General features: G+C 61.7%; 18 protein-coding genes. 11 read left to right on the forward strand and 7 right to left on the reverse strand.

The features are described from left to right. Positions 1–106: 106 nt before the first annotated feature. On the forward strand, positions 107–1375 hold the full coding sequence (locus tag HNO88_RS10145; protein WP_184244683.1) for a cytochrome P450: 1269 nt from the start codon (positions 107–109) through the stop codon (positions 1373–1375). On the opposite strand, the gene HNO88_RS10150 is transcribed toward HNO88_RS10145, so the two are convergent. From HNO88_RS10150 to HNO88_RS10165, 4 genes are all read right to left on the reverse strand, one after another. Continuing rightward, positions 1372–2319, reverse strand: a complete 948-nt coding sequence (locus HNO88_RS10150) for a cytochrome P450 (protein WP_246381498.1) — start codon at positions 2317–2319, stop codon at positions 1372–1374. The genes HNO88_RS10145 and HNO88_RS10150 overlap by 4 nt on opposite strands. 328 nt (positions 2320–2647) lie before the next feature. Beyond that, positions 2648–3457 carry an SDR family NAD(P)-dependent oxidoreductase gene (locus HNO88_RS10155; protein ID WP_184244687.1) on the reverse strand — a complete coding sequence of 270 codons (810 nt, stop codon included), beginning with the start codon at positions 3455–3457 and terminating at the stop codon, positions 2648–2650. A gap of 150 nt (positions 3458–3607) precedes the next feature. Continuing rightward, complete coding sequence (locus HNO88_RS10160) at positions 3608–4363, reverse strand: SDR family NAD(P)-dependent oxidoreductase (protein WP_184244689.1); 756 nt, start codon at positions 4361–4363, stop codon at positions 3608–3610. A 5-nt stretch (positions 4364–4368) separates the two neighbouring features. After that, on the reverse strand, positions 4369–5136 hold the full coding sequence (locus HNO88_RS10165; RefSeq protein WP_184244691.1) for an SDR family NAD(P)-dependent oxidoreductase: 768 nt from the start codon (positions 5134–5136) through the stop codon (positions 4369–4371). Between the two features lie 189 nt (positions 5137–5325). Between HNO88_RS10165 and HNO88_RS10170 the strand changes: the two genes are divergently transcribed. From HNO88_RS10170 to HNO88_RS10185, 4 genes are all read left to right on the forward strand, one after another. Continuing rightward, a complete protein-coding gene (locus tag HNO88_RS10170; protein ID WP_246381500.1) occupies positions 5326–5853 on the forward strand; it encodes a TetR/AcrR family transcriptional regulator in 528 nt (175 codons plus the stop codon). 212 nt (positions 5854–6065) lie between these two features. Then, complete coding sequence (gene cysD, locus HNO88_RS10175; protein WP_184244693.1) at positions 6066–6968, forward strand: sulfate adenylyltransferase subunit CysD; 903 nt, start codon at positions 6066–6068, stop codon at positions 6966–6968. After that, on the forward strand, positions 6968–8914 hold the full coding sequence (gene cysN / locus HNO88_RS10180) for a sulfate adenylyltransferase subunit CysN (protein WP_184244695.1): 1947 nt from the start codon (positions 6968–6970) through the stop codon (positions 8912–8914). The genes cysD and cysN overlap by 1 nt, the downstream gene beginning before the upstream one ends. Beyond that, entirely contained in the window at positions 8914–9654 is a 741-nt protein-coding gene (locus tag HNO88_RS10185; RefSeq protein ID WP_184244697.1) for a 3'(2'),5'-bisphosphate nucleotidase CysQ, read from the forward strand. Before cysN ends, HNO88_RS10185 begins: the two co-directional genes overlap by 1 nt. A gap of 21 nt (positions 9655–9675) precedes the next feature. On the opposite strand, the gene HNO88_RS10190 is transcribed toward HNO88_RS10185, so the two are convergent. From HNO88_RS10190 to HNO88_RS10200, 3 genes are all read right to left on the reverse strand, one after another. Next, positions 9676–10938: an MFS transporter gene (locus tag HNO88_RS10190; RefSeq protein ID WP_184244699.1), complete on the reverse strand. Its 1263-nt coding sequence runs from the start codon at positions 10936–10938 to the stop codon at positions 9676–9678. A gap of 45 nt (positions 10939–10983) precedes the next feature. Continuing rightward, on the reverse strand, positions 10984–12228 hold the full coding sequence (locus tag HNO88_RS10195; RefSeq protein ID WP_184244701.1) for an alkyl sulfatase dimerization domain-containing protein: 1245 nt from the start codon (positions 12226–12228) through the stop codon (positions 10984–10986). A 172-nt stretch (positions 12229–12400) separates the two neighbouring features. Continuing rightward, positions 12401–13114 carry a helix-turn-helix transcriptional regulator gene (locus tag HNO88_RS10200; protein WP_184244703.1) on the reverse strand — a complete coding sequence of 238 codons (714 nt, stop codon included), beginning with the start codon at positions 13112–13114 and terminating at the stop codon, positions 12401–12403. A 344-nt stretch (positions 13115–13458) separates the two neighbouring features. Between HNO88_RS10200 and HNO88_RS10205 the strand changes: the two genes are divergently transcribed. The 6 genes from HNO88_RS10205 (at position 13459) to HNO88_RS10230 (ending at position 22533) form a co-directional block, all read left to right on the forward strand. Next, entirely contained in the window at positions 13459–14394 is a 936-nt protein-coding gene (locus HNO88_RS10205; RefSeq protein ID WP_184244705.1) for a LysR family transcriptional regulator, read from the forward strand. 169 nt (positions 14395–14563) lie between these two features. Beyond that, positions 14564–15706 (forward strand): sulfotransferase family protein, encoded by a 1143-nt coding sequence (locus HNO88_RS10210; RefSeq protein WP_184244707.1) that lies wholly within the window; start codon positions 14564–14566, stop codon positions 15704–15706. A 6-nt stretch (positions 15707–15712) separates the two neighbouring features. Continuing rightward, a complete protein-coding gene (locus HNO88_RS10215; RefSeq protein WP_184244709.1) occupies positions 15713–16501 on the forward strand; it encodes an SDR family NAD(P)-dependent oxidoreductase in 789 nt (262 codons plus the stop codon). Between the two features lie 30 nt (positions 16502–16531). Then, positions 16532–17389, forward strand: coding sequence for an NAD(P)-dependent oxidoreductase (locus HNO88_RS10220; RefSeq protein ID WP_184244711.1), 858 nt, complete (start codon positions 16532–16534; stop codon positions 17387–17389). Between the two features lie 165 nt (positions 17390–17554). Beyond that, positions 17555–20278, forward strand: coding sequence for a TonB-dependent receptor domain-containing protein (locus HNO88_RS10225; RefSeq protein WP_184244713.1), 2724 nt, complete (start codon positions 17555–17557; stop codon positions 20276–20278). A 224-nt stretch (positions 20279–20502) separates the two neighbouring features. After that, positions 20503–22533 carry a PKD domain-containing protein gene (locus HNO88_RS10230; RefSeq protein ID WP_246381502.1) on the forward strand — a complete coding sequence of 677 codons (2031 nt, stop codon included), beginning with the start codon at positions 20503–20505 and terminating at the stop codon, positions 22531–22533. The last annotated feature ends 35 nt before the right edge of the window (positions 22534–22568 follow it).

A 22568-nucleotide genomic window follows, 5' to 3' on the forward strand; every position in this document is an offset into this window, starting at 1 on the left:
CGTCCTCCCACTCGCCTCGGCATTTACAACCGTGCTAGCTGCCTGCTAACATAATGACGAGCACGGTTGCAACAGGGCATTCCGTGAATAAGAGCCGGGTTTACCCATGATCACATCAGCGCCCGATTTCTTCAGCGATCCAGATGTGATCACTGATTCGAAAAGCTATTTCGACCTCATGCGCTCGCAAGGGCCAATCAAGCGCGAGGTCTATCACGGTACGCTGATGGTCACTGGCTTTGCCGAGGCTCTTGAAATCCTCAACGACAAGACGGGCCTGTTCTCAAACGCCTGCTCGGTGGTCGGTCCGATTCCAGGGCTGCCGTTCACCCCGCAGGGCAGCGACATCCGTAGCCAGTTGGACGCGCATCGAGGCGAACTGCCATGGTCCGATCATCTCGTCTGCATGGACGGTAAGCGCCACCAGGAGCATCGCATGCTGCTGGGAAGCTTACTTACGTACAAGCGCCTGAAGCAGAACGAGGAGTATCTGAACAGCCTGGCCGACCGGCTGATCGATCGGTTCATCAGCACAGGCCAGTGCTCCGTCGTGTCCCAGTATGCGCACGCTACGACCATCTACGCCATCTCCGATCTTATGGGCATTCCTGAGGACGACCGGGCCGAACTGCTCGAGTTAATCGGCGCGCCGCCGAGCCAGATCGACGGCGATGCCGTTCACAAGGTCGGCCCAGATCCGTTGATCTTCATGAAGCCGCGCTTTGATGAATACCTGCGCGATCGGCTCGACAATCCACGAGGCGATCTCATGTCAGATCTCATCCATGCGAAGTTCAAAGACGGGTCGACACCGGATTTCGATATCGTGTCGGGTCTCGCACGCTTCCTGTTCGGCGCGGGTCAGGATACGACATCGCGGCTGATCGCGATGGCAATCCTGATCTTGGGTGAGAACAAGTCGCTGCAGCAGCGCTTGCAGGCGGAGCCCGCGCGCATACCGGACTTCATCGAGGAAGTGCTGCGCTACGATGCGCCAGTGAAGGTCGCCTATCGCCTCGCGCTTGCGGACACGAGGTTGGGTGAGGTCGAGGTGTCCGCAGGCACGATCCTCACCGTCTGCTACAACGCCGCCAGCAACGACCCAACGCACTTCGAGCATCCCGAATGCTTCGACATCGACCGGCCACACGTGCGCGACCACATGGGCTTTGGTCGCGGTGTTCATGGCTGTTTGGGGGCGCCGCTCGGTCGCATGGAAGCACGGATCGCCATTGAGCGCCTGCTGGCGCGGGTAACGGACATTCGCATTTCCGAGGACCATCACGGGCCCGAAGCCGAGCGTCGCTATCGCTTCGAGCCGACCTACACCTTTCGCAGTCTTGCCGAATTGCACATTCAGTTCACGCCGTTTTAGCGCGCCTCTTCGAGACGCAGGTGCAGCTCCGAAAGGCCGCGTAGGACGTAGCTGTTTTCGTAGTGGAACACCCGCGCGCCTTCGGGCCCATGCCTGCCCTCATCGACGGTGATGGTGGCGAATCGTTCAAGAAGAAGTTCAAGGCTCAGCCGCGTCTCGGCGCGAGCGAGCGGGGCGCCGGCGCAAGTGTGCGTGCCACGTCCAAATGCAAGGTGTTCCCGCAGCTTAGGCCTGTCCATGTCAAAGGTGTTCGGGTCTGCGAAACGCCGAGGGTCTCGGTTGACGGCAAGATTCGCGATCCAGACCGTCGTGCCGGCCTGAATAGGATAGCCGCAAACCTCGGTCGAGCGCTGACACAACCGGTGGCTTGCGCGGATCGACCCTTCGTAGCGCAGCATCTCCTCAACGAAATCAGGTACACGCGTCGGCTCAGCGCGTACCTTCGCCTGAAGGTCTTGCCGCTCGGCCAGCAAGCGCAAGGAATTGCCGAGCAGTTTGACGGTGGTGTCTTGACCCGCGCCGAACAGGAAGCATGCGACGCGCGCCGCTTCTTCGAGAGTCGGCTCCGATCCGTCAGGAAAGCGCGACAGAGCAAGCTGGGTGAGCAGATCCTCGCGTGGCTCGGCCCGGCGTTCTGCGATGTAGCCTGCAATCCGCATGCCCATCGCCACTAGTGGATTGTTTGCGATGTCCGCTACCGAGGCGCCGATTTCTGCGGGCGTTCCCTGGCCGAACGCCTCCAGGAAGATCGGCCGATCCTCAGCCGGAATACCGAGCAGTTCGGTGATGATCAGCGTCGCAAGTGGATTGGCGTAGTCGCCGATAAACTCCACCGAGCCGGACGCAGGGAAGCGACCGATCAGTTCGTCTGCCACGGCGCGAAACTTGGGCGCCATCGCCTTGAGCCTGGCCGGTGTAAACAGCGGCATCAGAAGCGATCGCATCGGGCCATGAAGCGGTGCGTCTAGCCCGGCAACCTCCAGCCCGAAGGGGATCTGCGGGCGATAATCGGCGACAGCTCGCGCGATGTCATCGCCGTTGGGTGAGAAGGGCAGGTCGGGGAGGGGGCCGGTCACCGCGTTGACTGACGAGAAGCTCGCCGTGTCGGCGTAGATTGCCAGCGCCTCCTCGAAGCCCGTAACCGCCAGCACGTTTCGATGCGGAAGTCGCGCGATGGGCCCTTGGTCACGCAGATATTCGAAGTAGGCCCAGGGATCGTCGACGAGCGAAACGTCGGTGTAGATATCGGTTTGTGAGAAGTCGGTCATTGGTTCAGGCCACCTCACCAGCATCGGCGAGCAGGGTGCTGCCGGTCATGAAAGCCGCCATGTCTGAGGCGGCAAAGAGGACAACACGGGCGATGTCGTCCGGAACGCCGACGCGACCCAGCTTGGACATTAAGGTCGCGGAGATTTCCTGACGCACACGCTCGGGCAGGGCGGCTAGCGCCGCCGTATTGCCCTCGGTCTCGCAAAAGGTCGGAGCCACGCCGAGCACGCGGATGTCGTGGGGGGCGAGCTCGATCGCCAGTTGACGCACGAGCCCGCGGACCCCGTGCTTCGATGCGACGTAGGCTGCTACGCCTGGTGCCACACCGCTGAAGCCGGCGGTCGATACGATGTTGATCAGGACGCCGCCATTGCCGGCGTCGATCATGCGACGCGCCGCCTCGCGGCAGGAGGCGAACACTCCGCGCAGGTTCACCGCCATTACCTGGTCCCAAGCCTCGTCCGTCATCTCGAACAAGCTGACGTTGGGGTACAGCCCAGCGTTGTTCACCCAGATGTCGACGCCGCCCAGTTCCTGGACGGCCAGCGCGCCCATGGCGGCAATCGAGGCGCTGTCTGTCACGTCGAGCCCGGCTGCGATCACTTTGGTGCCGTAACTCGCACTGAGTTCAACGGCAGCGGTTTCGGCCTGCCCGACCTTGAGGTCGCCAATTAGCACCGAAGCGCCGGCTTCCGCGAGCCTCCGAGCTATTGCCTTGCCCAGCCCCTGTGCACCACCGGTAACGACGGCGCTGCGGCCTCTGAGCGAGATGAGGTCTGCAAGCGGGTGGCTCGAAACATCGGTGACAGCCATCGGCTTAGCCTCCTTGAGCCGAGACGAACGGTTTGACGCGTTTCATATCGGCGATCTGGCCCAGGATATTCTTGGGGCGCCGGATCCCGCGCACGCAGCACACGTGATCGATGAACTTCTTCATGCGTGTTTCTCTCTTGATACTCGCGGTCAAAAGGCGGTGCCGCCGTTCACGCCGAGTAGCTGGCCCGTGACATAGCCGGCGTCGTCCGAGGCGAAGAACGCGCATGCGGCGGCTATCTCTTCTGGGCGCCCGAGGCGGGGGATCGGATAGCTGGCGATGATCTGTTCGTAGGGGACCGGGAACAGATCACCATCGATCGCGCGTCGAGCCATCGGCGTGTCGATGAAGCCGGGTGATACCGAATTGACCGTGATGCCTTGCCGGCCAAGTTCGACCGCCATCGAGCGCGTCATCGAGATCACGCCGCCCTTGGTTGCGGTATAAAGTGCCATATTCGGCGCCCCGACTTGCGCGCCAAAGGCCGACACATTGATGATCCGACCCCATCCGGCAGCGACCATGTCCGACAGGACCGTTTGGATCAGGAGAAAGGCGCCCTTGAGGTTGACGTTCATCAGCTTGTCCCACTCGGCGTCGACAATGTCGGCGACGGGCGCAAAACTTTCGAGCGCAGCGTTGTTCACGATGATCGTGACGGGACCGAGCGTGGCGCGTGCCTTGGCCACCGCTTCCTCGATTTGCCCTCGATCTGCCAAATCGGCCTTCAAGGTGACGGCCTTGCCGCCCGCCCCAATGATATCGGCGGTGACGGCATCTGCGCCATCACCGTCGATGTCGAGGAGGCCCACCGCGTGACCGTCGCGGGCAAAGCGCAGTGCTGTCGCCTTCCCCATTCCGGATGCGGCGCCCGTAACGATGGCAACCCTTGCCTCCATGCTCATGACGGTCAAAGCATCGTCGTCCCGCCTTCGACGCCGATCGTCTGACCGGTCACAAAGGCGGAGTCGTCGCTAGCGAGGAAGATCGCTGTCGGTGCGATATCCTGAGGCTCGCCGAAACGGCCCAGAGCGACCTTGGCCAGTTCCTGGTCATAGGTGCCGCTGTCTTCCAGGTACCAGATCGACTTGGGTGTCAGTGCAGACGGGAGCACCGTATTCACCCGGATCTTGTGTTTGCCCCACTCCTTCGCGGCGGTCTTCGTCAACACGCGGACCGCTTCCTTGGTAGCGGCATAGGCGAGAAAGCCGGGTTCGCAGCGGATCGAAAACCCAGTGCCCATGTTGATAATCGAGCCGCCGCCTTGCTTGACCATGTGTGGCTGGCAAAGCTGCATAAGTTGCAAAGAGCCAAAGAAGGCCGACTGAATGTCGACCATGCAGTTCTCTTCCATTCGGGGATCCTCGATAGGCAGGTAGTCGGTGAAGGTGTGTGCATTGTTGACCAAAACGTCGACGCGGCCCCATTCGGCAATTGCGCGCTCGACTGTAAGCGCTGCATGCTCCTTGTTGCCTGCGAGAGCCGCTACGCCGATCGCTGTGCCGCGGCTGGCTGAGATCTTCGCGACGACCTCGTCCAATTTGCTCTCGGTGCGGCCGGTGACGATCACCTTCGCCCCCGCCGCCGCGAAACCAATCGCAATCGCTTCGCCGATGCCTTGACCTGCGCCAGTGACGATCGCGACCTTGCCGGCAAGGCGCTCCGAATCGTTGCCCATCGCTTTCTCCCATCTTTGTTCGTCATATTGTTAGCAAGCTGGTCGTAGTGTCAAGTGGGGTGGATGTCGCGACCTTTACGCTCGGATGCAGGCAGGTTAGGTCGATGTTCAAGGTAGGGATTGATGACGACGACGAAGCCAGGACCAGCTAGACGTATGGGCCCGCCAGGCTCAGAGGTTTGGAACACGATGCTCGACGGCGCGGAGAATATCCTCCGCGAGGAAGGCCATGCAGAGTTGACCTCGCGCCGCATCGCCGAGCGGATTGGTGTGAAGCAGCGCCTCGTCTATTACTATTTTCACACCATGGATGATCTTGTCGTCGCACTGTTCAAGCGCTCGTCAGAGCGAGACTTGCAGCGGCTGCGCGACGCAAGTGCGTCGCAGCGATCTGTGCGGGAGCTATGGCAGCTTTGCTATAACTCCCACGATGCTCGCCTTATCTCCGAATATACAGCACTTGCGCACCGCATTCCGGATCTCCGGAGTGAAGTCATTAACTTCATCGAGATGTCCCGCCGTATTCAGGTGGATGCGATTACCGCCGCCCTCCCGCCTGCGACAAATGATCAGCGCTTGGCACCGGTAGTTATCGCCACCATCGCGAGCAGCCTCGGTCTATCCCTCAATCGCGAAGAACACTTGGGTGTGCAAATGGGCCATGCGGAGACTATGGCTGTCGTGGACGTATTTCTCGGAGCGCTAGAAGCAATGTGAGTGCTTCCTGTGCGCATTTAGCGCGCGATTGGAGCGGGGCGCATGAACTGGCGAGCCTTGAGCTTGCATGTGCCGGCTTTGCTTTATCGGGACTTTAGCGTCTGTAATCAGCCATCAAAGCAGCTCATGTTTTCTCATACTCCCATTTGGTAGGTCATGAAGCGACGCGTAGCTGTAATGAGCGCCTCGACCGAACAGATCGGAAGAGGCACATGACAACACTGACGCACCTCGATCGTCTCGAAGCCGAGGCGATCCACATTCTTCGCGAGGTCGTTGCCGAAGCTGAAAAGCCGGTGATGATGTACTCGGTGGGCAAGGACAGCGCCGTGATGCTGCACCTTGCGCGCAAGGCGTTCTATCCCTCGCCGCCGCCATTCCCGCTGCTCCACGTCGACACGACCTGGAAGTTCAAGGAAATGTACAAGCTGCGCGACACGATGGCGCGCGAGAGCGGCATGGAACTGATCGTCTACCAGAATCAGGAAGCCAAGGATAAGGGCATCAACCCCTTCGACCACGGCGCGCTCCACACCGACATGTGGAAGACCGAGGGCCTGAAGCAGGCGCTCGACAAGTACGGCTTCGATGCCGCCTTCGGCGGCGCCCGTCGCGACGAGGAAAAGAGCCGCGCCAAGGAGCGCATCTTCTCGTTCCGCACCACGTCGCATGGCTGGGACCCCAAGAACCAGCGCCCGGAACTGTGGAACCTCTACAATGCCCGCAAGGCGAAGGGCGAGTCGATCCGCGTGTTCCCGATCTCGAACTGGACCGAGCTCGACATCTGGCAGTACATCCACCTCAACGACATCCCGATCGTGCCGCTGTACTTCGCCGACAAGCGCCCCACTGTGGAGCGCGACGGCATGCTGCTGATGGTCGACGACGATCGCTTCCCGCTGCGTCCCGGCGAAGTGCCGGTCGAGCGCTCGATCCGCTTCCGCACGCTGGGCTGCTACCCGCTGACCGGCGCGGTGGAGAGCACCGCCAAGACCCTCCCCGAGGTGATCCAGGAAACCCTGCTCACCACCACGTCCGAGCGGCAGGGCCGCGCCATCGACAAGGATGCCGGCGGCGCTGGCATGGAAGTCAAGAAGCAGCAGGGGTACTTCTGATGTCCGATATCGCAACCAAGGATGCTGTCTACGTCACCGACAGCCTGATCGCCGAGGACATCGACGCATACCTCGAGAGCCACGAACACAAGACGATGCTGCGCTTCATCACCTGCGGCAGCGTCGACGACGGCAAGTCCACGCTGATCGGGCGCATGCTGTATGATTCGAAGATGATCTTCGAGGACCAGCTCGATGCGCTGACCGCCGATTCCAAGAAGGTCGGCACGCAAGGCCAGGACATCGACTTCGCGCTGCTGGTCGACGGCCTCGCCGCCGAGCGCGAGCAGGGCATAACCATCGACGTCGCCTATCGCTTCTTCAACACCGAAAAGCGCAAGTTCATCGTCGCCGATTGCCCGGGTCACGAACAGTACACCCGCAACATGGTCACCGGCGCCTCGACCGCCGACCTGGCCGTGATCCTGATCGATGCGCGCAAGGGCGTGCTGGTGCAGACGCGCCGGCACTCGTACTTGTGTCACCTGATCGGCATCAAGAACATTGTCCTGGCCGTCAACAAGATGGACCTGGTCGATTACGATCACGCCGTGTTCGATGCGATCGTCAAGGACTACACCGAGTTCGCGCACTCGATCGGGATCGACACGTTCACCGCGATGCCGATCTCCGGCTTCAAGGGTGACAACATCACCACGAAGTCCGACAATACGCCCTGGTACACCGGGCCAACGCTGATCGAGCATCTCGAGACCGTCGAGGTCTTGAGCTCGGTCGATGCCGACAAGCCGTTCCGCCTGCCGGTGCAGTGGGTCAACCGCCCGAACCTAGACTTCCGTGGCTTCTCGGGCCTGATCGCGACGGGTTCGGTCAAGCCGGGCGACAAGATTCGCGTTCTGCCCTCGGGCAAGACCAGCACGATCACCCGCATCGTCACCATGCCTACCCTCGGCGGGGTCGAGGGGGATGGCGACCTGGAAGAGGCGACCGCCGGCCAGTCGATCACCGTCACCTTTGCCGACGAGATCGATTGCTCGCGCGGCTCGGTGATCTCCACCGCCGACAATCCGCCGCAGACCGCCGACCAATTCGAGTCCACCTTCGTGTGGCTGGCGGACGAGGCGATGACCGCTGGTCGCGCCTACTGGCTCAAGCTCGGCACGCAGATGGTCTCGGCCACCGTCCATGAGCCCAAGTACACGGTCAACGTGAACACCATGGAGCACATGGCGGCCAAGACGCTCGAGCTCAACGCCATCGGCGTGGCCGAGCTGACCACCGACAAGGCGGTGGTGTTCGAGCCCTACGCCGACAACCGCACGCTGGGCGGCTTCATCCTGATCGACAAGATGACCAACGCCACCGTGGCTGCGGGCATGATCAACTTCTCGCTCCGTCGCTCGCAGAACGTGCACTGGCAGGCGACCGACATCGGCCGCAAGCAGCACGCCGATCTCAAGAACCAGAAGCCGGCGCTGCTGTGGTTCACCGGCCTCTCTGGTTCGGGCAAGTCGACGATCGCCAACCTGGTCGAGAAGAAGCTGTACCGGATGAACCGGCACACCTTCCTGCTCGACGGCGACAACGTGCGCCACGGTCTCAACAAGGACCTTGGCTTCACCGAGGCCGACCGGATCGAGAACATCCGCCGCGTCGGCGAAGTCGCCAAGTTGATGACCGACTCCGGCTTGATCGTGATCACCGCGTTCATCTCGCCGTTCCAGGCCGAGCGCGACATGGTGCGCGGGATGCTGCCCGAAGGCGAGTTCATCGAGGTGTTCATCGACACCCCGCTGCGCGTTGCCGAGAGCCGCGACGTCAAGGGTCTCTACAAAAAGGCGCGTGCGGGTGAGCTGAAGAACTTCACCGGCATCGACAGCCCCTACGAGGCACCGCGCAACCCCGAGATCCGGATCGACACCACCGCGATCACGCCTGAGGAGGCGGCGGACCTGATCGTCAACACGCTGCTGGGCGACGCCTGATGGGAATCGCACACGATGGTGACCTCGCCGCCAAGCTGGCGGTCGAGGCTGGCAAGATCCTCCTGCAGGTCCGAGCATCGGGCCTGTTCGAGGGCAAGTCGCTGGGCAAGGCGGGGGACCAGACCGCCAACCAGTTCCTCGTCCATGCCTTGCGTGAGCAGCGGCCAGAGGATGGCCTGCTCTCCGAAGAGGAGAAGGACAATGCCGAGCGCCTGAACCAAAGCCGCGTGTGGATCGTCGACCCGGTCGACGGCACGCGCGAGTATGGTGAGGAGCGCGCCGACTGGGCGGTCCACGTCGCAATAGCGGTCGACGGTGCGCCGGTGCTGGGCGCCGTGGCGCTCCCGGGCTGCGACCAGGTGCTGCGTTCGGATCAGCCGGGCGAAGTGCCGCCTGCGCCCGAGGTGCTACGCATGGTGGTGAGCCGTACGCGTCCTGCACGCGAGGCGACCGAAGTTGCGACCAAGCTGGGCGCCGAGCTGGTGCCGATGGGCTCGGCCGGGGCCAAGGCCATGGCAATCCTGCGCGGCGAGGCGGATATCTACCTGCACTCGGGCGGGCAGTACGAGTGGGATTCGTGTGCGCCGGTGGCGGTCGCGCTGGGCTGGGGGCTGCATTGCTCGCGCATCGACGGGAGCCCGCTGGTGTACAACCAGCAGGACGTCTACATGCCCGACTTGCTGATCTGCCGGAAGGAACACGCCGAGCGGGTACTGGCCGAAGTCACCGCGCTAAGCTGAAATAAACGGAAGCGGCGGCCTTCAGGAGGTCGCCGCTTCTTCCTGCTCCGGGAAGGGGGGCAGCGTAAGGACGATCAATCCACCCACTGCACAGCCGATCGTGCCCATGATCAGGAATGGGCCATAGCCTCCCGAATAGTCGTAGACCATGCCGGCTATCAGCGGGCCGAGCCCCGCAGCTAGAGCCATAAGTGCCGACATGAAGCTGTATACCGTTCCGAAGTTGCGCATACCGGCGTAACCTGCCGTAAGATAGCCGGTGATCTGCGTCTTGGTGCCCTGGGCATATCCGTTGACGATCATGGCAACGATGATGAACGGGTATGTTCGTACGCCGTCCAGCAGCAGAAGAAATACCAGAGCGGCAATTCCCAGCGTGATCCCGCCGATCCAGTTCGGTTTGAAGCGGTCGGTGAGAACGCCGGTAATCACTTTCCCGATGATCGCCGAGATGCCGCCCAGGGCGACCAGCCACGCTGCGTTCGATCGCGATACGCCAGCCTCGGTCAAGATCGGGAACAGATGAACCGACAAGCCCATGGTCAGTAGCATGACGATGAAGTTCGATAAGGCGACGCGTAACAAGGCGGAGTGGCGCAGCGCTTGCTTGACCGTCAGGCCGGACAGGGTGCTGACAATAGGCTCGCCTTTCCGGCGCTTAGACCGCGCTAGTACACGCGCATTGTCGTTCTGGTCGTGGAAAAACAGCGCGCAAAGTAACAAAGTTATGCCGCCCCAGCCGAGACCAAGCCAGACGAACGCGGCGCGCCAACCGAAGTCGGTGATCAGCCAATTGCCGATGGGAGGCACCAGGGTTTGGGATAGAGCCGTGCCACCCAGCGTCAAAGCCAGGGCGAGCCCGCGTGATGCAGCGAAGTTACCTACGACGGCCGTCGTCCAGCCGGTAGACTTAATGCTGACCGACACGATGCCAAAGCACAGCCACAGGCCGATCCACATCGCCGAGGATCCATCCAGCAGCCCGAAGCAGGCGATCGTGGCCGTCGTCAGCGCCACTCCGGGAAGTGCCAGCCGTCGTGTGCCCAGGCGATCGACAAGTAGTCCGAAAAACGGGCCGAGAAGCGCCTGACTGGCCGACGCGATCGAGGGACCCGAAGACAGCAGAGTCCGGCTCCACCCGAACGCCTGGCTGAGCGGCTCCATGAACAGGCCGGTCGCGGACATCATGACCGAGAAGAATGAAAATCCGAGCGAGGAGGCCAGAACGAGCCGCCAGCCCTTGCGCCATTCCTCCGCAGCCAAACCTGTGGTGGGCTCACGCAAAGCTAGTTCTCCAGTTCTTGATGGGCATCGCGGTGGCCGATCTGACTATTCGGCGAGTTGCTTTAGCTCGGTCGAAATCCACATCCGCTCCCACAGGTTCTTGCCGCCGGTCTGCTGGTCCAGCAGCATGAGTGCGTCGCGCTTGGCGGCGCGGACGGTCTCGTCCTGCGGCGCGGCCGCGCTTGCCACTTCCAGGATGTGCAACGCTTCGAGCGGCTTGCCTTGTTGCACATACTCCTGCGCGCGGCGGGCGAGGGGGGCAGCGCCGCCAGCAAGCTCCACTAGGTCGCAAGCGACAGTGGAGGCTGGCACTCCGTAAAGGCCCGTCGTGCCGGAGCTGGGATCGAACCAACCCGTATATTCATGCCAGATCGCTCGGACGTTCCACGCGACTTTGCCGTACTCTTCAGTCAGCCGGAGATCGTCGGGCGTCTGGATCTCGCGCATCAATGTGCGCAAGTCCGTCCCTTCGTTCATCCCGGCGACCACCTGATCGTGGACCCATTGGACCGAATCGATGATCCGGGTGGTCTCTTGCTGGATGTGCTCCTCGCCGCGAATGTCCTCATGCCCGGTCAGGATCTGCACAGGCTTGAGCGCACGAAGCTTCTGCACCGACGCGACGAACTCGGCAGCGGAACGGGGCTTATCGCCCCGCACCGTATTGAGGTTGGGATGGTTGCCGAAAAGGGGGCCGAAAAGATTGCCGACGATCGCGACCCGATCGTCCGGCAACCAGACGACGACCGCCGAACGGGTTTCGCCGCCTGGCGTCCAGATGATCTCGAACCGCCGGTTGCCAAGCGTGAAGGGATGCCCTTCATCGCCGATCAACACGTCGGGAGCGACTTCACGGGTTGGCACCATCTCGTCGGTGCGACCGGTGATGGTACCGAAAAACCGACGCGATCCGCGGCGATAGTGCGCGCTTAGCATTTCATTGTAGGACCGCTCAGCGGGATAGAACCGATGAGTCATGACGGTGTTGTCCGGCGTCTTGAAGATCTCCAGGCCGCCATACTGGTTGGCATGGCTCTGGGTCAGGATGATCTTCGCCACCGGGTTGCTCGAAACGGCTGCGAACAGCTCCTTTGAGCGTCGGGCATCGGAAAGCGTGCCGGCATTGATGATCACGTCACCGTCGGGCGTCACGACGAGGTAGCTGTTGCCGACACCGCGGCTCTCCCAGATACCGGGGCCGCGCTCGATCGCTGCGGCCTGACCCTCGCCCGAGCGGATCATCTGCGCCGTCCGCAATCCCTTGTCCGAAAGCGTGTCTGGATCCGCCATGCTATTCTCCCGTCGCCGTTCGCGGCTTTCCAGCGCGGGAAGGGCGGGGCTGCAACCACTGACGAGCGAGCCGAAGCATCGGTGAGGTGATTGCGTCCAACCCGCGATCAGGATGTCCCGATCCCGCAACGGCGCTGGCACTGCCGATCGTCAGCTGTGTCACGGGGTGCGTTTACCGGAACGATCGCCGGAAGGTCGCAGGGCTGATCCCCACGTCGCGGCGGAAGGCCGAGGTGAAGCTCGACACGCTGGAGAAGCCGAGCCTCGGCGCAAGAACCTTGATGCTTTCGCCGGCGATCAGATCGGACTTCGCCCGTTCCATACGGATGCGTGACAAGTAGCTGCCGATCGAGCAACCTTGGCTCACTCGGAAAGCACGCGTCAGATGTCGCACCGAAATCCCGCAGAGCGAGGCAACGTCCTTCAAGGCAACGTCATGAATCTGATCGTTGAAGCGCTCCTCGATCAAACGCATTTGCCAGGGCGCCAATCCGCCGCTGCACACTTGCACAGCGGCCTGCCGCGAGCGGTGCAGCTCGATCATGAGTTGTCCCGCGATGAGTTCGATCATCAGATCGCCAGCCAGTCCCGGATTGCGCAACTCCACCGCCAGCCGCGTCATGAGCGATTTTACGTTGTCGTTCGTGACATCGAGCAGCGCGACAAGCTGATCGTCGGTCCAGTCGTCGACTTCAGGCATCCAGCGGCTGGCGGCTTCGGGCTCTATCCGGCACACGACCGACGTGCCGGTACCGGGACCGCTGACGCCATAGATGGGTTCGCGGCCACACAAGGCCATGATCGAGCCGATCTTCTCCATGCGATGAGGTTGCCACCGATCCTGATAGCGCACGCGGGGATCTCCCGTGCGGCCAGTGAGGCTCATGTCGATCCAGTAGCCTCGTCCCGTGTGGATCCTCGTGCTGATGGGCCGAGTCAGATGAAGCTTGCGCAATTCGGCGGTTACCGAGGCGACTGACACCCTGGCCTCCACTGTCGAGATATCCGCCGACCGAGGCGCATCGTCATGCCGACCGTGCGAGTAGGCGTTATGCGAAGCAGGGTTGCCGATGGCGCAAGGCGCAGGCGCCGATCTATCACGATTATTCTCGACCTTCGTCATGCAGATCATGGCATTCACCTCTCGACCATAGCCGCTCTTTGGCGGGTTCGGGTTGAGAATAGCGGGGTGCCCTGATATCCGTCCAATTCATCAAAGGAGCGTTCTTGATGAGCCTGACGAATATCGATCTTCGGGCGGCCCGCCATATCACCGGCCTTGCCCGGCACCTGAACTTTACCCGCGCGGCGCGTGAACTCGAACTCACGCAGTCGGCCCTTTCCCGCAGTATCCAGCAAGTAGAGGCGGCGCTGGGCGTGACGCTTTTCGATCGAGACAGGACCAAGGTTCAACTCACCGCCATGGGGCGCATCGTCGTCGATGGCGCCAATGCGTTACTGCAGCAGTCGCAATCATTCGACGAGTTGCTGGGACGTCTCAAGGCGGGCGCTCAGACCAGCGTAAGGTTTGGGATGGCACGAACAGCAGCGGCGGCGCTGTTGCCCCAGGCACTGCAAGCGGAACTCGAACTCGCTCCGGGCCTGCAGCATCAGGTCGTCGTGCGCAGTTTCGACAATCTTCGGGATATGTTGCTGGCCAGGGAGATCGAGTTCTTCGTTAGTGCAGAACATCGGCGCGAGGGGAGCGCTGCCAATGATACGCTGCAAGTTCATCCCATCGCCAACTTTCCGATCGTCCCGTTGGTGCGGGCGGGGCATCCCCTGCTGGCGCCCCATACAGGCAAGAGGCCGGATGACTTCCCCTGGATGATCTCCAGCACCGAAGCCCCCGCCACGACGGCGCAAGACATGGGCTATCCGCAGCTTCGGCCAACACCGGAGATCATGCTGGAAGACCTCGGCTGCGCCGCAAGGCTCACTGCAACCACCGACCTCATCTGGGTCACATCGACTTTCTCTGCCGCGCGTGAGCTGCAAGAGGGACGCCTACGCCAGCTAACGTCGGCCCGGCAGCATCGTACACCCGCTCGCCCTCCCTACAAGCTCATGATCTTCCAACTGCATGGGTGTACGCTGTCACCCGCGGCATTGCGGGTGGGTCGGCGCTTCGCGGTGCTCGCTTCCCGTTTGCAGGAGACGATCTGAAGCGAGTTGCGTCGTCGGCGAAGGTCTTCCTACTCATGATCTCTTGGGCGGGTTGCGGCTCGACCGCGTAAGCCACGGCCACTCGGCAACAACGAAGCGCCTTGCGCGAGGGGCACCCGCACGGTGTTAACAGGCGTTCTGATCTGACCGTAGACACCTGGACCCAATCATGGACCTAAGCTTCGAAGACATCGTGGATGCCGCCCGGGCCAAGACTGGCGGATTGCCGGACCCGGACAGCGATTCCTGGCGGGAGGGTCTCGAGATCCTCGTCAAGGATCACAACAAGGCTGGCCGGCTGACCGAACGCGGCTACCAAACGGTTCGTGCGCGCTATGTCGGCCTGCTCGCCAACCGCATGGAGGTGGACGAGTTCATGCGCGTCCATCCGCAAGTGGCGCAAAGCGAGATCAAGCGGCCCGTATTCATTCTCGGCCTGCCACGCACCGGCACCACCATGCTGAGCTACCTGATGGAGGCGGACCCTGCGAACCGCACGCCTCTGCGTTGGGAAGCCGCCAACGTGGTTCCGCCTGCCGAGCCAGGCGCGTTGCGCACGGACCCACGGTGCCTTGCGGCGCTGGAGCAGGACGTGGAGATCCTGAAATTTGCCGGCAAGGTGGCGGCGGCGCACTTCGAGCCGGGCGATGGTCCCACGGAATGCGTCCATGCGTTGGCACAGGATTTCCGCTCGCTGATGCTGGCGGTGACCAACACCACCCCGGTCTACCACGACTGGCTGATGCTGACGGACATGAGTTCCGCCTTTGCGCACCGCAAGCGCGTGCTGCAGATACTGCAGACCACGAACCCAGGCCGCTGGGTGCTCAAGATGCCATCGGATTCGCTGTTCATCCGCCAGCTGTTCAAGACTTTCCCGGACGCACGCGTAATCTGGACACATCGCGATCCCTACAAGGTGTTCGGCTCTTCGATGCAGATGCGCGCCGGCGGGCGTCCCTTCAGCGAGATCGACGAAAACCGCGAATACATGCGTCAGTACTTCCCGCTGCAGCTCGGGCTGCATGCGGCGAGGGCGCTGGAAGTCAGCAAGGAGCGGCCGGACGACTTTTACCACTGCTACTACAAGGACATGGTCCGCGATCCCCTTGCTGAGGCGCGGCGGATCTATGACTGGCTAGGCGACGAATGGACGCCTGACAGTCAGTCGGCGATGGAGGATTGGATGCGTAACAATCCTCAGAACAAGCACGGCAAACACGAGTATTCGCTGGAGGATTGGGGCTACACCAAGCAGGATCTTGCCCCCTACTTCTCCGACTATCTACGTGCACACCCGGTTGCGGAGTAATTAGCGATGAGCGATCTTTTCGATCTTACAGGCCGAGTGGTTCTGGCAGCTGGCGCCAACAGCGGTATCGGCCTCGGTTTCCTGATGGGATGTGCCAAGCAGGGCGCGGATGTCGTGGTCTGGGGCCGGCGTGGTGACCGCAACGAGCAGGCGCTGGAACAGCTACGCGAAGCCGGTGCCGGGCGAACCCATCACGAAGTCGTCGACGTTGCCGACGAGGCCGCGGTAATCGCGGCTTTCAAGTCGACGGTCGAGACGATGGGCCGGGTGGACTGCCTGTTCGCCAACGCCGGCTACTCGCAAGTCGCGCCGTCTTTCCCGGACATGACCAGCGAGATGTACCACGCGCTCATGGACGTGAACCTGCACGGCGCGTTCTACACCTTGCGCGAGGCGACCCGTCACATGCGTGATCGCGCGCAAGCGGGTGACCCCGGCGGCTCGATCGTCGTATGCGGCAGCCTTTCCATTTTTCACGGCATCAAGGGCATGGAGCACTACGCCGGCGCCAAGGGCGCACTCGCGGCCATGGTGAAGGGGCTTGCGGTCGAAATGGGTGAGTACAACGTGCGTGTGAACATGATCGCACCGGGCTTCATCATGACTGAAATGACCAGCGGCAGCGACAAGGCGCAGCAGATCATCGAGCGGTTCTCTGCCATCACCCCGCTCAAGCGTCCGGGATACCCCAGCGATATAGAGGGCCCAGGCGCTTACTTGGCATCGGACGCGTCCAAATTCCACACCGGTGACATCCTTGTCGTCGATGGCGGCAGGACCGTTAAGTCGCTTTGAGATTTTGTGAGAGGGCCGAGGGCAAGCAAAATGGAAGATATCAGCCACCCAATTAGCTGTGGCTTCATCGGCCTTGGCAGCCAAGGCGCACCCATAGCGCGGCGGATGATCGACGCTGGCTTTCCCACGATGCTCTGGGCGCGTCGGGAAGCCGCGTTCGAGCCTTATCGAAACACCACAGCCCTCTTTGTGACATCGCTGGAGGAAGTAGGTGCACACTCGGATCATGTCGGCATTTGTGTGGTCAATGACGACGATGTGCGTGAGGTCTGTGCAACCTTGATCCCGTCGATGAGGCCTGGAGCACGCCTAGCGATCCACTCGACCATTCATCCGCAGACTTGCCGCGAGATGGAGACTCTTGGCGCCAAACACGGGGTAGAGGTGATCGACGCGCCCGTCAGCGGCGGCTCACCCGCGGCGGAAGCGGGTACACTGACGTTGATGCTTGGGGGTGAGCCTGCCGCGATCGCGAAGTCGATGCCGGTCTTCGAGACGTTTGGGCGGCTAATCGTCCGACTGGGGGATGTTGGCGCCGGCCAGCACGTCAAGCTGTTGAATAACTCGCTTCTGCTAGCGAACCTTGGGCTTGTGGAGGCGGTTCTCAATGGCGGTGACAAACTTGGTGTGGATCGCTCCGCGCTGTTGAACTTACTCCTCAACAGCAGCGGCAAAAGCTTCGCTCTGGAAGTCCGTTCGAGGATGGCCGACCCGGGCAGCTTTCGCCATGGCGGGGCTTTGTTGCGCAAGGACCTGCGCCTTCTCGGCGAAGTTCTGGGCGAGAGCGATGAAGCCGCAAAGATTCTTCGAGACGCCTCGAAGCCGTTCGTAAGCGTTTCTGATCGGATAGATGGGGCCGCGCCTCGAGACGAGCATGCGTCGGAGTAACCATCCGGCTTGAGCCACCGATAATCTGTCCCGCAAACGACATTTTAGTCCAGATGGCGGGAAAGCCACCGCCTGATCTCAGACCTATCGTGCGCTCTATTGGTCTGGCCGGCAATGACCGGAGGCCACACGAAGACATCGAGAAGATAAATTGGGGAGAGTTTGATGAACGTGACTTCGGTCCGCAGCCTGCGGTGTGGCCTTTTGGCCGGGATCGCGGCCGCAGCACTTTCGCCCGGCATCTCGCTAGCGCAACAAGCGTCGCAGAGACCGCAGGGCGAGGAAGCCGCCAAGGCAAAAGCTAAAAGCGATGCGGCGTCAGTCGATGACATCGTTGTGACCGGAACGCTGCTGCGCGGTGCGGCTCCAGTGGGATCGAACCTCATCAGCGTCGGCCAGGATGCCGTCCAATCACAAGGCGCCACCAGTACCAACGAATTGCTGGCAACGGTTCCGCAAGTCACCAACTTCTTCAACACTGTCCCGACCCAGACCTTAGCGGGCAACCCTAACCAGTTGCAGGTTGCCCGGCCCAACCTTCGCAACCTGCTCGCGACGAATGCCTCGACCTCCGCAACGTTGGTTCTGGTCGATGGACGCCGACTGGCCGGCGTTGGCGTCAACCAGGCGACCCTCGATCCGGACCTTATACCTACCGGCGCGATCGAGCGGGTCGAGATCGTCACCGATGGCGGATCATCGACTTATGGCGCCGATGCGGTTGGTGGCGTGATCAACTTCATCACCCGGCGGAGGTTCAATGGCCTGGAGGTCAATGCCAGGCACGGCATAGCCGATAACTACCGCTCCACGGATGCCAACGTCATCGCGGGCAAGGATTGGGGTTCGGGCTCGTTCTACGTCGCTTACAACTTTGCACGCAACGACGCTCTGTTTGGCCGTGACCGGAAATTTATTCGCGCGCTTGACTACTCTCGTGATCCCGCTGTGCCGAACTCGATCCAGTGCGATCCCGGCAACGTCTTGCTCAATGGCGTGACCTACCCGCTTCCTTCGCTGGCAGCGGCCCAGGGCGCTAACCGCTGCGATGCCAGCGACAATGCAACGTTCGTACCGCGCAACAAGCGCCATAGTGCTCTGGCGAGTCTTTCCCAGGAACTAAACGACTTCATAAGTGTCGATCTTCGTGCCTTTTATGGCAAGCGTGACACGCTGTCAGAAAACGAACTGCGCAACTCGGTCACCATCACCAGCGCCAATCCCTATTATCGTCGGATTGCTGCAAATCCGGTCGGCAATCAGACCGTCAATTTCAGCTTCGCGCCGGTGCTTGGTACGGACTCTATCAAGCTCGGCTCGGGTTTCCAGGAGTGGGGTGCCAATGCCGAGGTGAAGGCAAAGCTCGGCAGCAACTGGCAGCTTCGCACTCTGTTCAATTACAGCCGCAGCTCGAGCTACTTCTTCATCCGCGGGCAGGCTAACCCTGGTCGGCTATCGGCGGCAGGGCGTGGGACGACGCTGGCGACCGCCATCAACCCCTATGATTTGGCGGCGACAAGCAATCAGGCGCTCATCGCGGACATCGTCGATAACGAGAACGTCGGACAAGCAAAGGACCAGTTGCTGGATCTGCGCGCGATCGTCGATGGCAGCTTGCTAACGCTTCCTGGAGGTGATGTGCGCGTGGCAATTGGCTACGAGTACATGCAGCAGGATTTCCGCCAGCGCTTCGCCTCCGACATTCGCGTAGGCGTGCTCGCTACTCGGCCTTATGCGGCCTATAACCGAGACACTCATTCGGTTTTCGGCGAAATACTCGTTCCCATTTTTGGTACCGACAATGCAGTGGGCGGGATCAACTCGCTTACGCTGTCCGCATCCGCGCGGTACGACAAGTACAGCGATTTCGGAGACACCTTCAATCCCAAGATCGGCGTCACGTACGAGCCGGTGGACTGGCTCACGATCCGTGGAAACTGGAGCACATCTTTCACCGCGCCTACCCCTGTCGATCAGCTAGGATCGCTGCGAAACAACATCCAGGTGTTCCCAATCGCCGCAGCCGTGCCATCAGGCGATACCGCACCTGCGGGATCCAACACGATCGCATTGCAGGGCGCCCGTCCGAACCTGCAGCCGCAGACGGCAGAGACGTGGTCAGTGGGAGCTGAGATCAACCCGCCATTCGTCGACGGGCTCCGCCTGAGTGCCAACTACTATCACGTCAACTTTGAAGATATTCTGCTGGCACCGCCGGTCCAGACACCATCACAGTTGTTCCAGAGCTACTCTGACGTCGTCACGATCCGCCCAACGGCTGCGCAGATCGCCGCTTTTGGCGCGCAGGTTCCAGGTGGTGCTGCCGCCGTGGCGCCGTTCCTGCTGCCGGGCGCCCCGGTCGTATACCAGCTGATCGACTTCCGTACCGGCAACTTCAAGAGCCTGGAGGTCAGCGGTATCGACTTCCAAGCGAACTATTCCCGGCCGACCGGGTTTGGCAGCATCGATGCCAATGTTTCCGGCAACTATCAGCTTACCCGTAAGAGCAAGGGGTCCGTCGGACCGACCTTGACCGAACTGAATGCCAATAACCCGCGTCTGACGCTGCAAGGGCTTTTGGGTGCCAACCTTGGAAACCTTCGCGCTCAGGTGACGTGGAACCATACCAGCGGTTTCGATGTGGTTCGTACCACGCAGTTGATCCAGGATCGGATCGGCGCCTTCGATACGATCAACTTGTTCTTCAAGTACGATGTGCCGGGTGAGAGCGCGCTGCTTAAGGATCTGAGCTTCACGCTCAACATCAACAACGTCTTCGACACCGATCCGCCCGCGTTTCGCCAGACGGGCCTCAATGGCTTCGCGACTGCGCCAAACGAGTTCACACTTGGACGGCTCTTCATGCTCGGCGCAAGCAAGAAGTTCTAAGGATGGCATTGATGGCAAGTCTTCAGCAACGGGGCCGCGCGACGGATCGAAACTTTGAGCTAAAGGCGAGAGCCGAGGCGGTTAAGCTGAAGATGGCGCCTTGCCGAGCCCAAATGGCAGTGGCGATGCTGGCCGGGAGCATTGCGCTGCCAAGCTTGGCGCTTGGTCAATCGACTACGGCACCGACATCCATCGCCCGGTCTCCACCGCCGAGTGAACCGGCATTGTACCGCACTGAAGGCGATCGCGAGTTCGCGCAGCCTTACATCGACGTCGACGAATGGCGTACCCAGCCGGTGCGCCATCGTTACGTCCATGGAGGCTTTACCGGCACGGAAACGCGCTTCTCGTATTATTTTCCGGACGAGGCTGACTACAAGAACCGCTTCTTCCAGCACATCACGCCCGTACCGGATGACGAGAACGCCAGCCAGAAACTGCCTGCCGGCGAGGACAACAAAATCGCCTTCGCCATCGCGAGCGGCGCCTACTTCGTCGAGACTAACGGCGGCGGCAAGCTGGACCTCGGCAAGGCACATACGTCCAAGGCTGATCCTACCATCGGCGGCTATCGCGCGAACGCCAACGCGGCGGCTTACTCCCGTATCGTCGCGCAGAAGATGTACGGCGGCAAGCGTCCCTTCGGATACGCGTATGGCGGCAGCGGCGGCGCGTTCCGGACGATTGGCTTGATGGAGAACACGCGCGGCGTATGGGACGGCGCGGTTCCGTACGTGGTTGGGTCGACCCAAGCCATTCCGAACATGTTCACCGGGCGAATCCGAGTGATGCGTCTGCTTGGCGACAAGCTAGACCAGGTCGTATCTGCCGCCGATCCGGGCGGTAGCGGCGACATCTACGCCGGGCTGACTTCGTTGCAGGCCGAGGCACTTCGCGAGATGACCCGCCTCGGGTTCTTGCCGCAGTCCTGGTACGCCTGGCGAGACATGGGGATACACGGCTTTGCCGCGCTCTATCCGGGCATTGCGGCGGCCGATCCCACGTATTTCACCGATTTCTGGACGAAGCCGGGGTACCTGGGGTTCGACGATCCGGCACAGTTTAAAGGCGCACGGCTGCAGTTTAAGAGCAAGGTCGCGCACGTTCTGACCGCGGCCGAAGCGGCGAGGGCGGGGATCAATCTCGATGCCTCCAGCGAACGGCAGCGTGGCGGCGTGGATACCGCTTTCAAGATTCCGGAGGGCGCCGAGGGCCGACGCGTCGTCGCCTACCGCCTGACAGCTGCTCCACCGAAGATACCGTTTCTGGGTGGCGACTTGATCATCGGCACCGGAGCTGCTCGTGACAAACGCCTCCCGCTGGCGAGGATCGTGGGCGACGTCGTCGTGCTGGGCGTCGCCAACGGCGATGTCGCGGCACTGCTGAAGGATAGTGACGAAGTCACCGTCGACAACTCCAACTTTCTGGCGATGGAGACCTACCACCGCCATCAGGTGCCTGGCCCCGAGTTCAAGGTGTGGGATCAGTTTCGCAACGCCGATGGCACGCCTAAGTACCCGCAGCGGCCCAAGCTCCTCGGTCCGATGTTCATACCGACCGTCGGCCGCAAGCAGACTGGCGAGATCGAGGGCAAGATGATCGTCGCCTCGTCGCTATGGGACCGGGAGGCGCTGCCCTGGCAAGCCGACTGGTACGCGAACCGCGTAAAGCAGCATCTTGGGGCTCGTTTCGATCAGAACTTCAGGCTCTGGTACACCGATCATGCGGTCCATGGTGACTTCTCGCCCAAGGGTTTGGGCGAAGACGCGACGAGGATCGTCAGCTACGTCCCGGTCCTGCAGCAAGCCCTGCGCGACTTGGCAGATTGGGTCGAGAAGGGTGTGCCCGCGCCGACCAGCACGCAATACAAGATTTTGGACGGCCAGGTGATCGTCCCGCCATCGGCGGAGGCGAGAAAGGGCGTCCAGCCCGTCTTATCCCTAAGCGTCAACGGTTCCGATCGTGTCGAGGTGAAGGCCGGCCAGCCTGTGTCGTTCGACGGTGCGATCACGGTGCCGACAGGGGCCGGCTCGGTGATCGCGGCGGACTGGGATTTCGATGGCAGCGGTACTTTCCCGATCAGCGCGAAGGTGCCGGCAAAGGCGAAAACCGTGAAGGTATCGACCTCCCACACGTTCACGCGTCCCGGCACTTACTTCGCCGTGCTGCGCGGGACGGCGAACCGGCAAGGTGACCGAACGGCTACATTTGCGCGCATCCAGAACCTCGCCCGGGTTCGCGTAGTCGTGAAATAGCCCTAGGCCCGAATACCTCATGACCCCGGATTGGA

It is taken from the genome of Novosphingobium chloroacetimidivorans (genome assembly GCF_014204535.1).
GTDB lineage: Bacteria > Pseudomonadota > Alphaproteobacteria > Sphingomonadales > Sphingomonadaceae > Novosphingobium > Novosphingobium chloroacetimidivorans.

Excerpts from the sequence above, each read along its gene's own strand:
- HNO88_RS10160 (WP_184244689.1), bottom strand. The coding sequence starts at position 4,363 with ATGAGCATGGAGGCAAGGGTTGCCATCGTTACGGGCGCCGCATCCGGA.
- HNO88_RS10165 (WP_184244691.1), bottom strand. The coding sequence starts at position 5,136 with ATGGGCAACGATTCGGAGCGCCTTGCCGGCAAGGTCGCGATCGTCACT.
- HNO88_RS10150 (WP_246381498.1), bottom strand. The coding sequence starts at position 2,319 with ATGCGATCGCTTCTGATGCCGCTGTTTACACCGGCCAGGCTCAAGGCG.
- HNO88_RS10225 (WP_184244713.1), top strand. The coding sequence starts at position 17,555 with ATGAACGTGACTTCGGTCCGCAGCCTGCGGTGTGGCCTTTTGGCCGGG.
- HNO88_RS10145 (WP_184244683.1), top strand. The coding sequence starts at position 107 with ATGATCACATCAGCGCCCGATTTCTTCAGCGATCCAGATGTGATCACT.
- HNO88_RS10210 (WP_184244707.1), top strand. The coding sequence starts at position 14,564 with ATGGACCTAAGCTTCGAAGACATCGTGGATGCCGCCCGGGCCAAGACT.
- HNO88_RS10215 (WP_184244709.1), top strand. The coding sequence starts at position 15,713 with ATGAGCGATCTTTTCGATCTTACAGGCCGAGTGGTTCTGGCAGCTGGC.
- HNO88_RS10185 (WP_184244697.1), top strand. The coding sequence starts at position 8,914 with ATGGGAATCGCACACGATGGTGACCTCGCCGCCAAGCTGGCGGTCGAG.
- cysN (WP_184244695.1), top strand. The coding sequence starts at position 6,968 with ATGTCCGATATCGCAACCAAGGATGCTGTCTACGTCACCGACAGCCTG.
- HNO88_RS10155 (WP_184244687.1), bottom strand. The coding sequence starts at position 3,457 with ATGGCTGTCACCGATGTTTCGAGCCACCCGCTTGCAGACCTCATCTCG.
- cysD (WP_184244693.1), top strand. The coding sequence starts at position 6,066 with ATGACAACACTGACGCACCTCGATCGTCTCGAAGCCGAGGCGATCCAC.
- HNO88_RS10205 (WP_184244705.1), top strand. The coding sequence starts at position 13,459 with ATGAGCCTGACGAATATCGATCTTCGGGCGGCCCGCCATATCACCGGC.
- HNO88_RS10195 (WP_184244701.1), bottom strand. The coding sequence starts at position 12,228 with ATGGCGGATCCAGACACGCTTTCGGACAAGGGATTGCGGACGGCGCAG.
- HNO88_RS10220 (WP_184244711.1), top strand. The coding sequence starts at position 16,532 with ATGGAAGATATCAGCCACCCAATTAGCTGTGGCTTCATCGGCCTTGGC.
- HNO88_RS10200 (WP_184244703.1), bottom strand. The coding sequence starts at position 13,114 with ATGAGCCTCACTGGCCGCACGGGAGATCCCCGCGTGCGCTATCAGGAT.
- HNO88_RS10170 (WP_246381500.1), top strand. The coding sequence starts at position 5,326 with ATGCTCGACGGCGCGGAGAATATCCTCCGCGAGGAAGGCCATGCAGAG.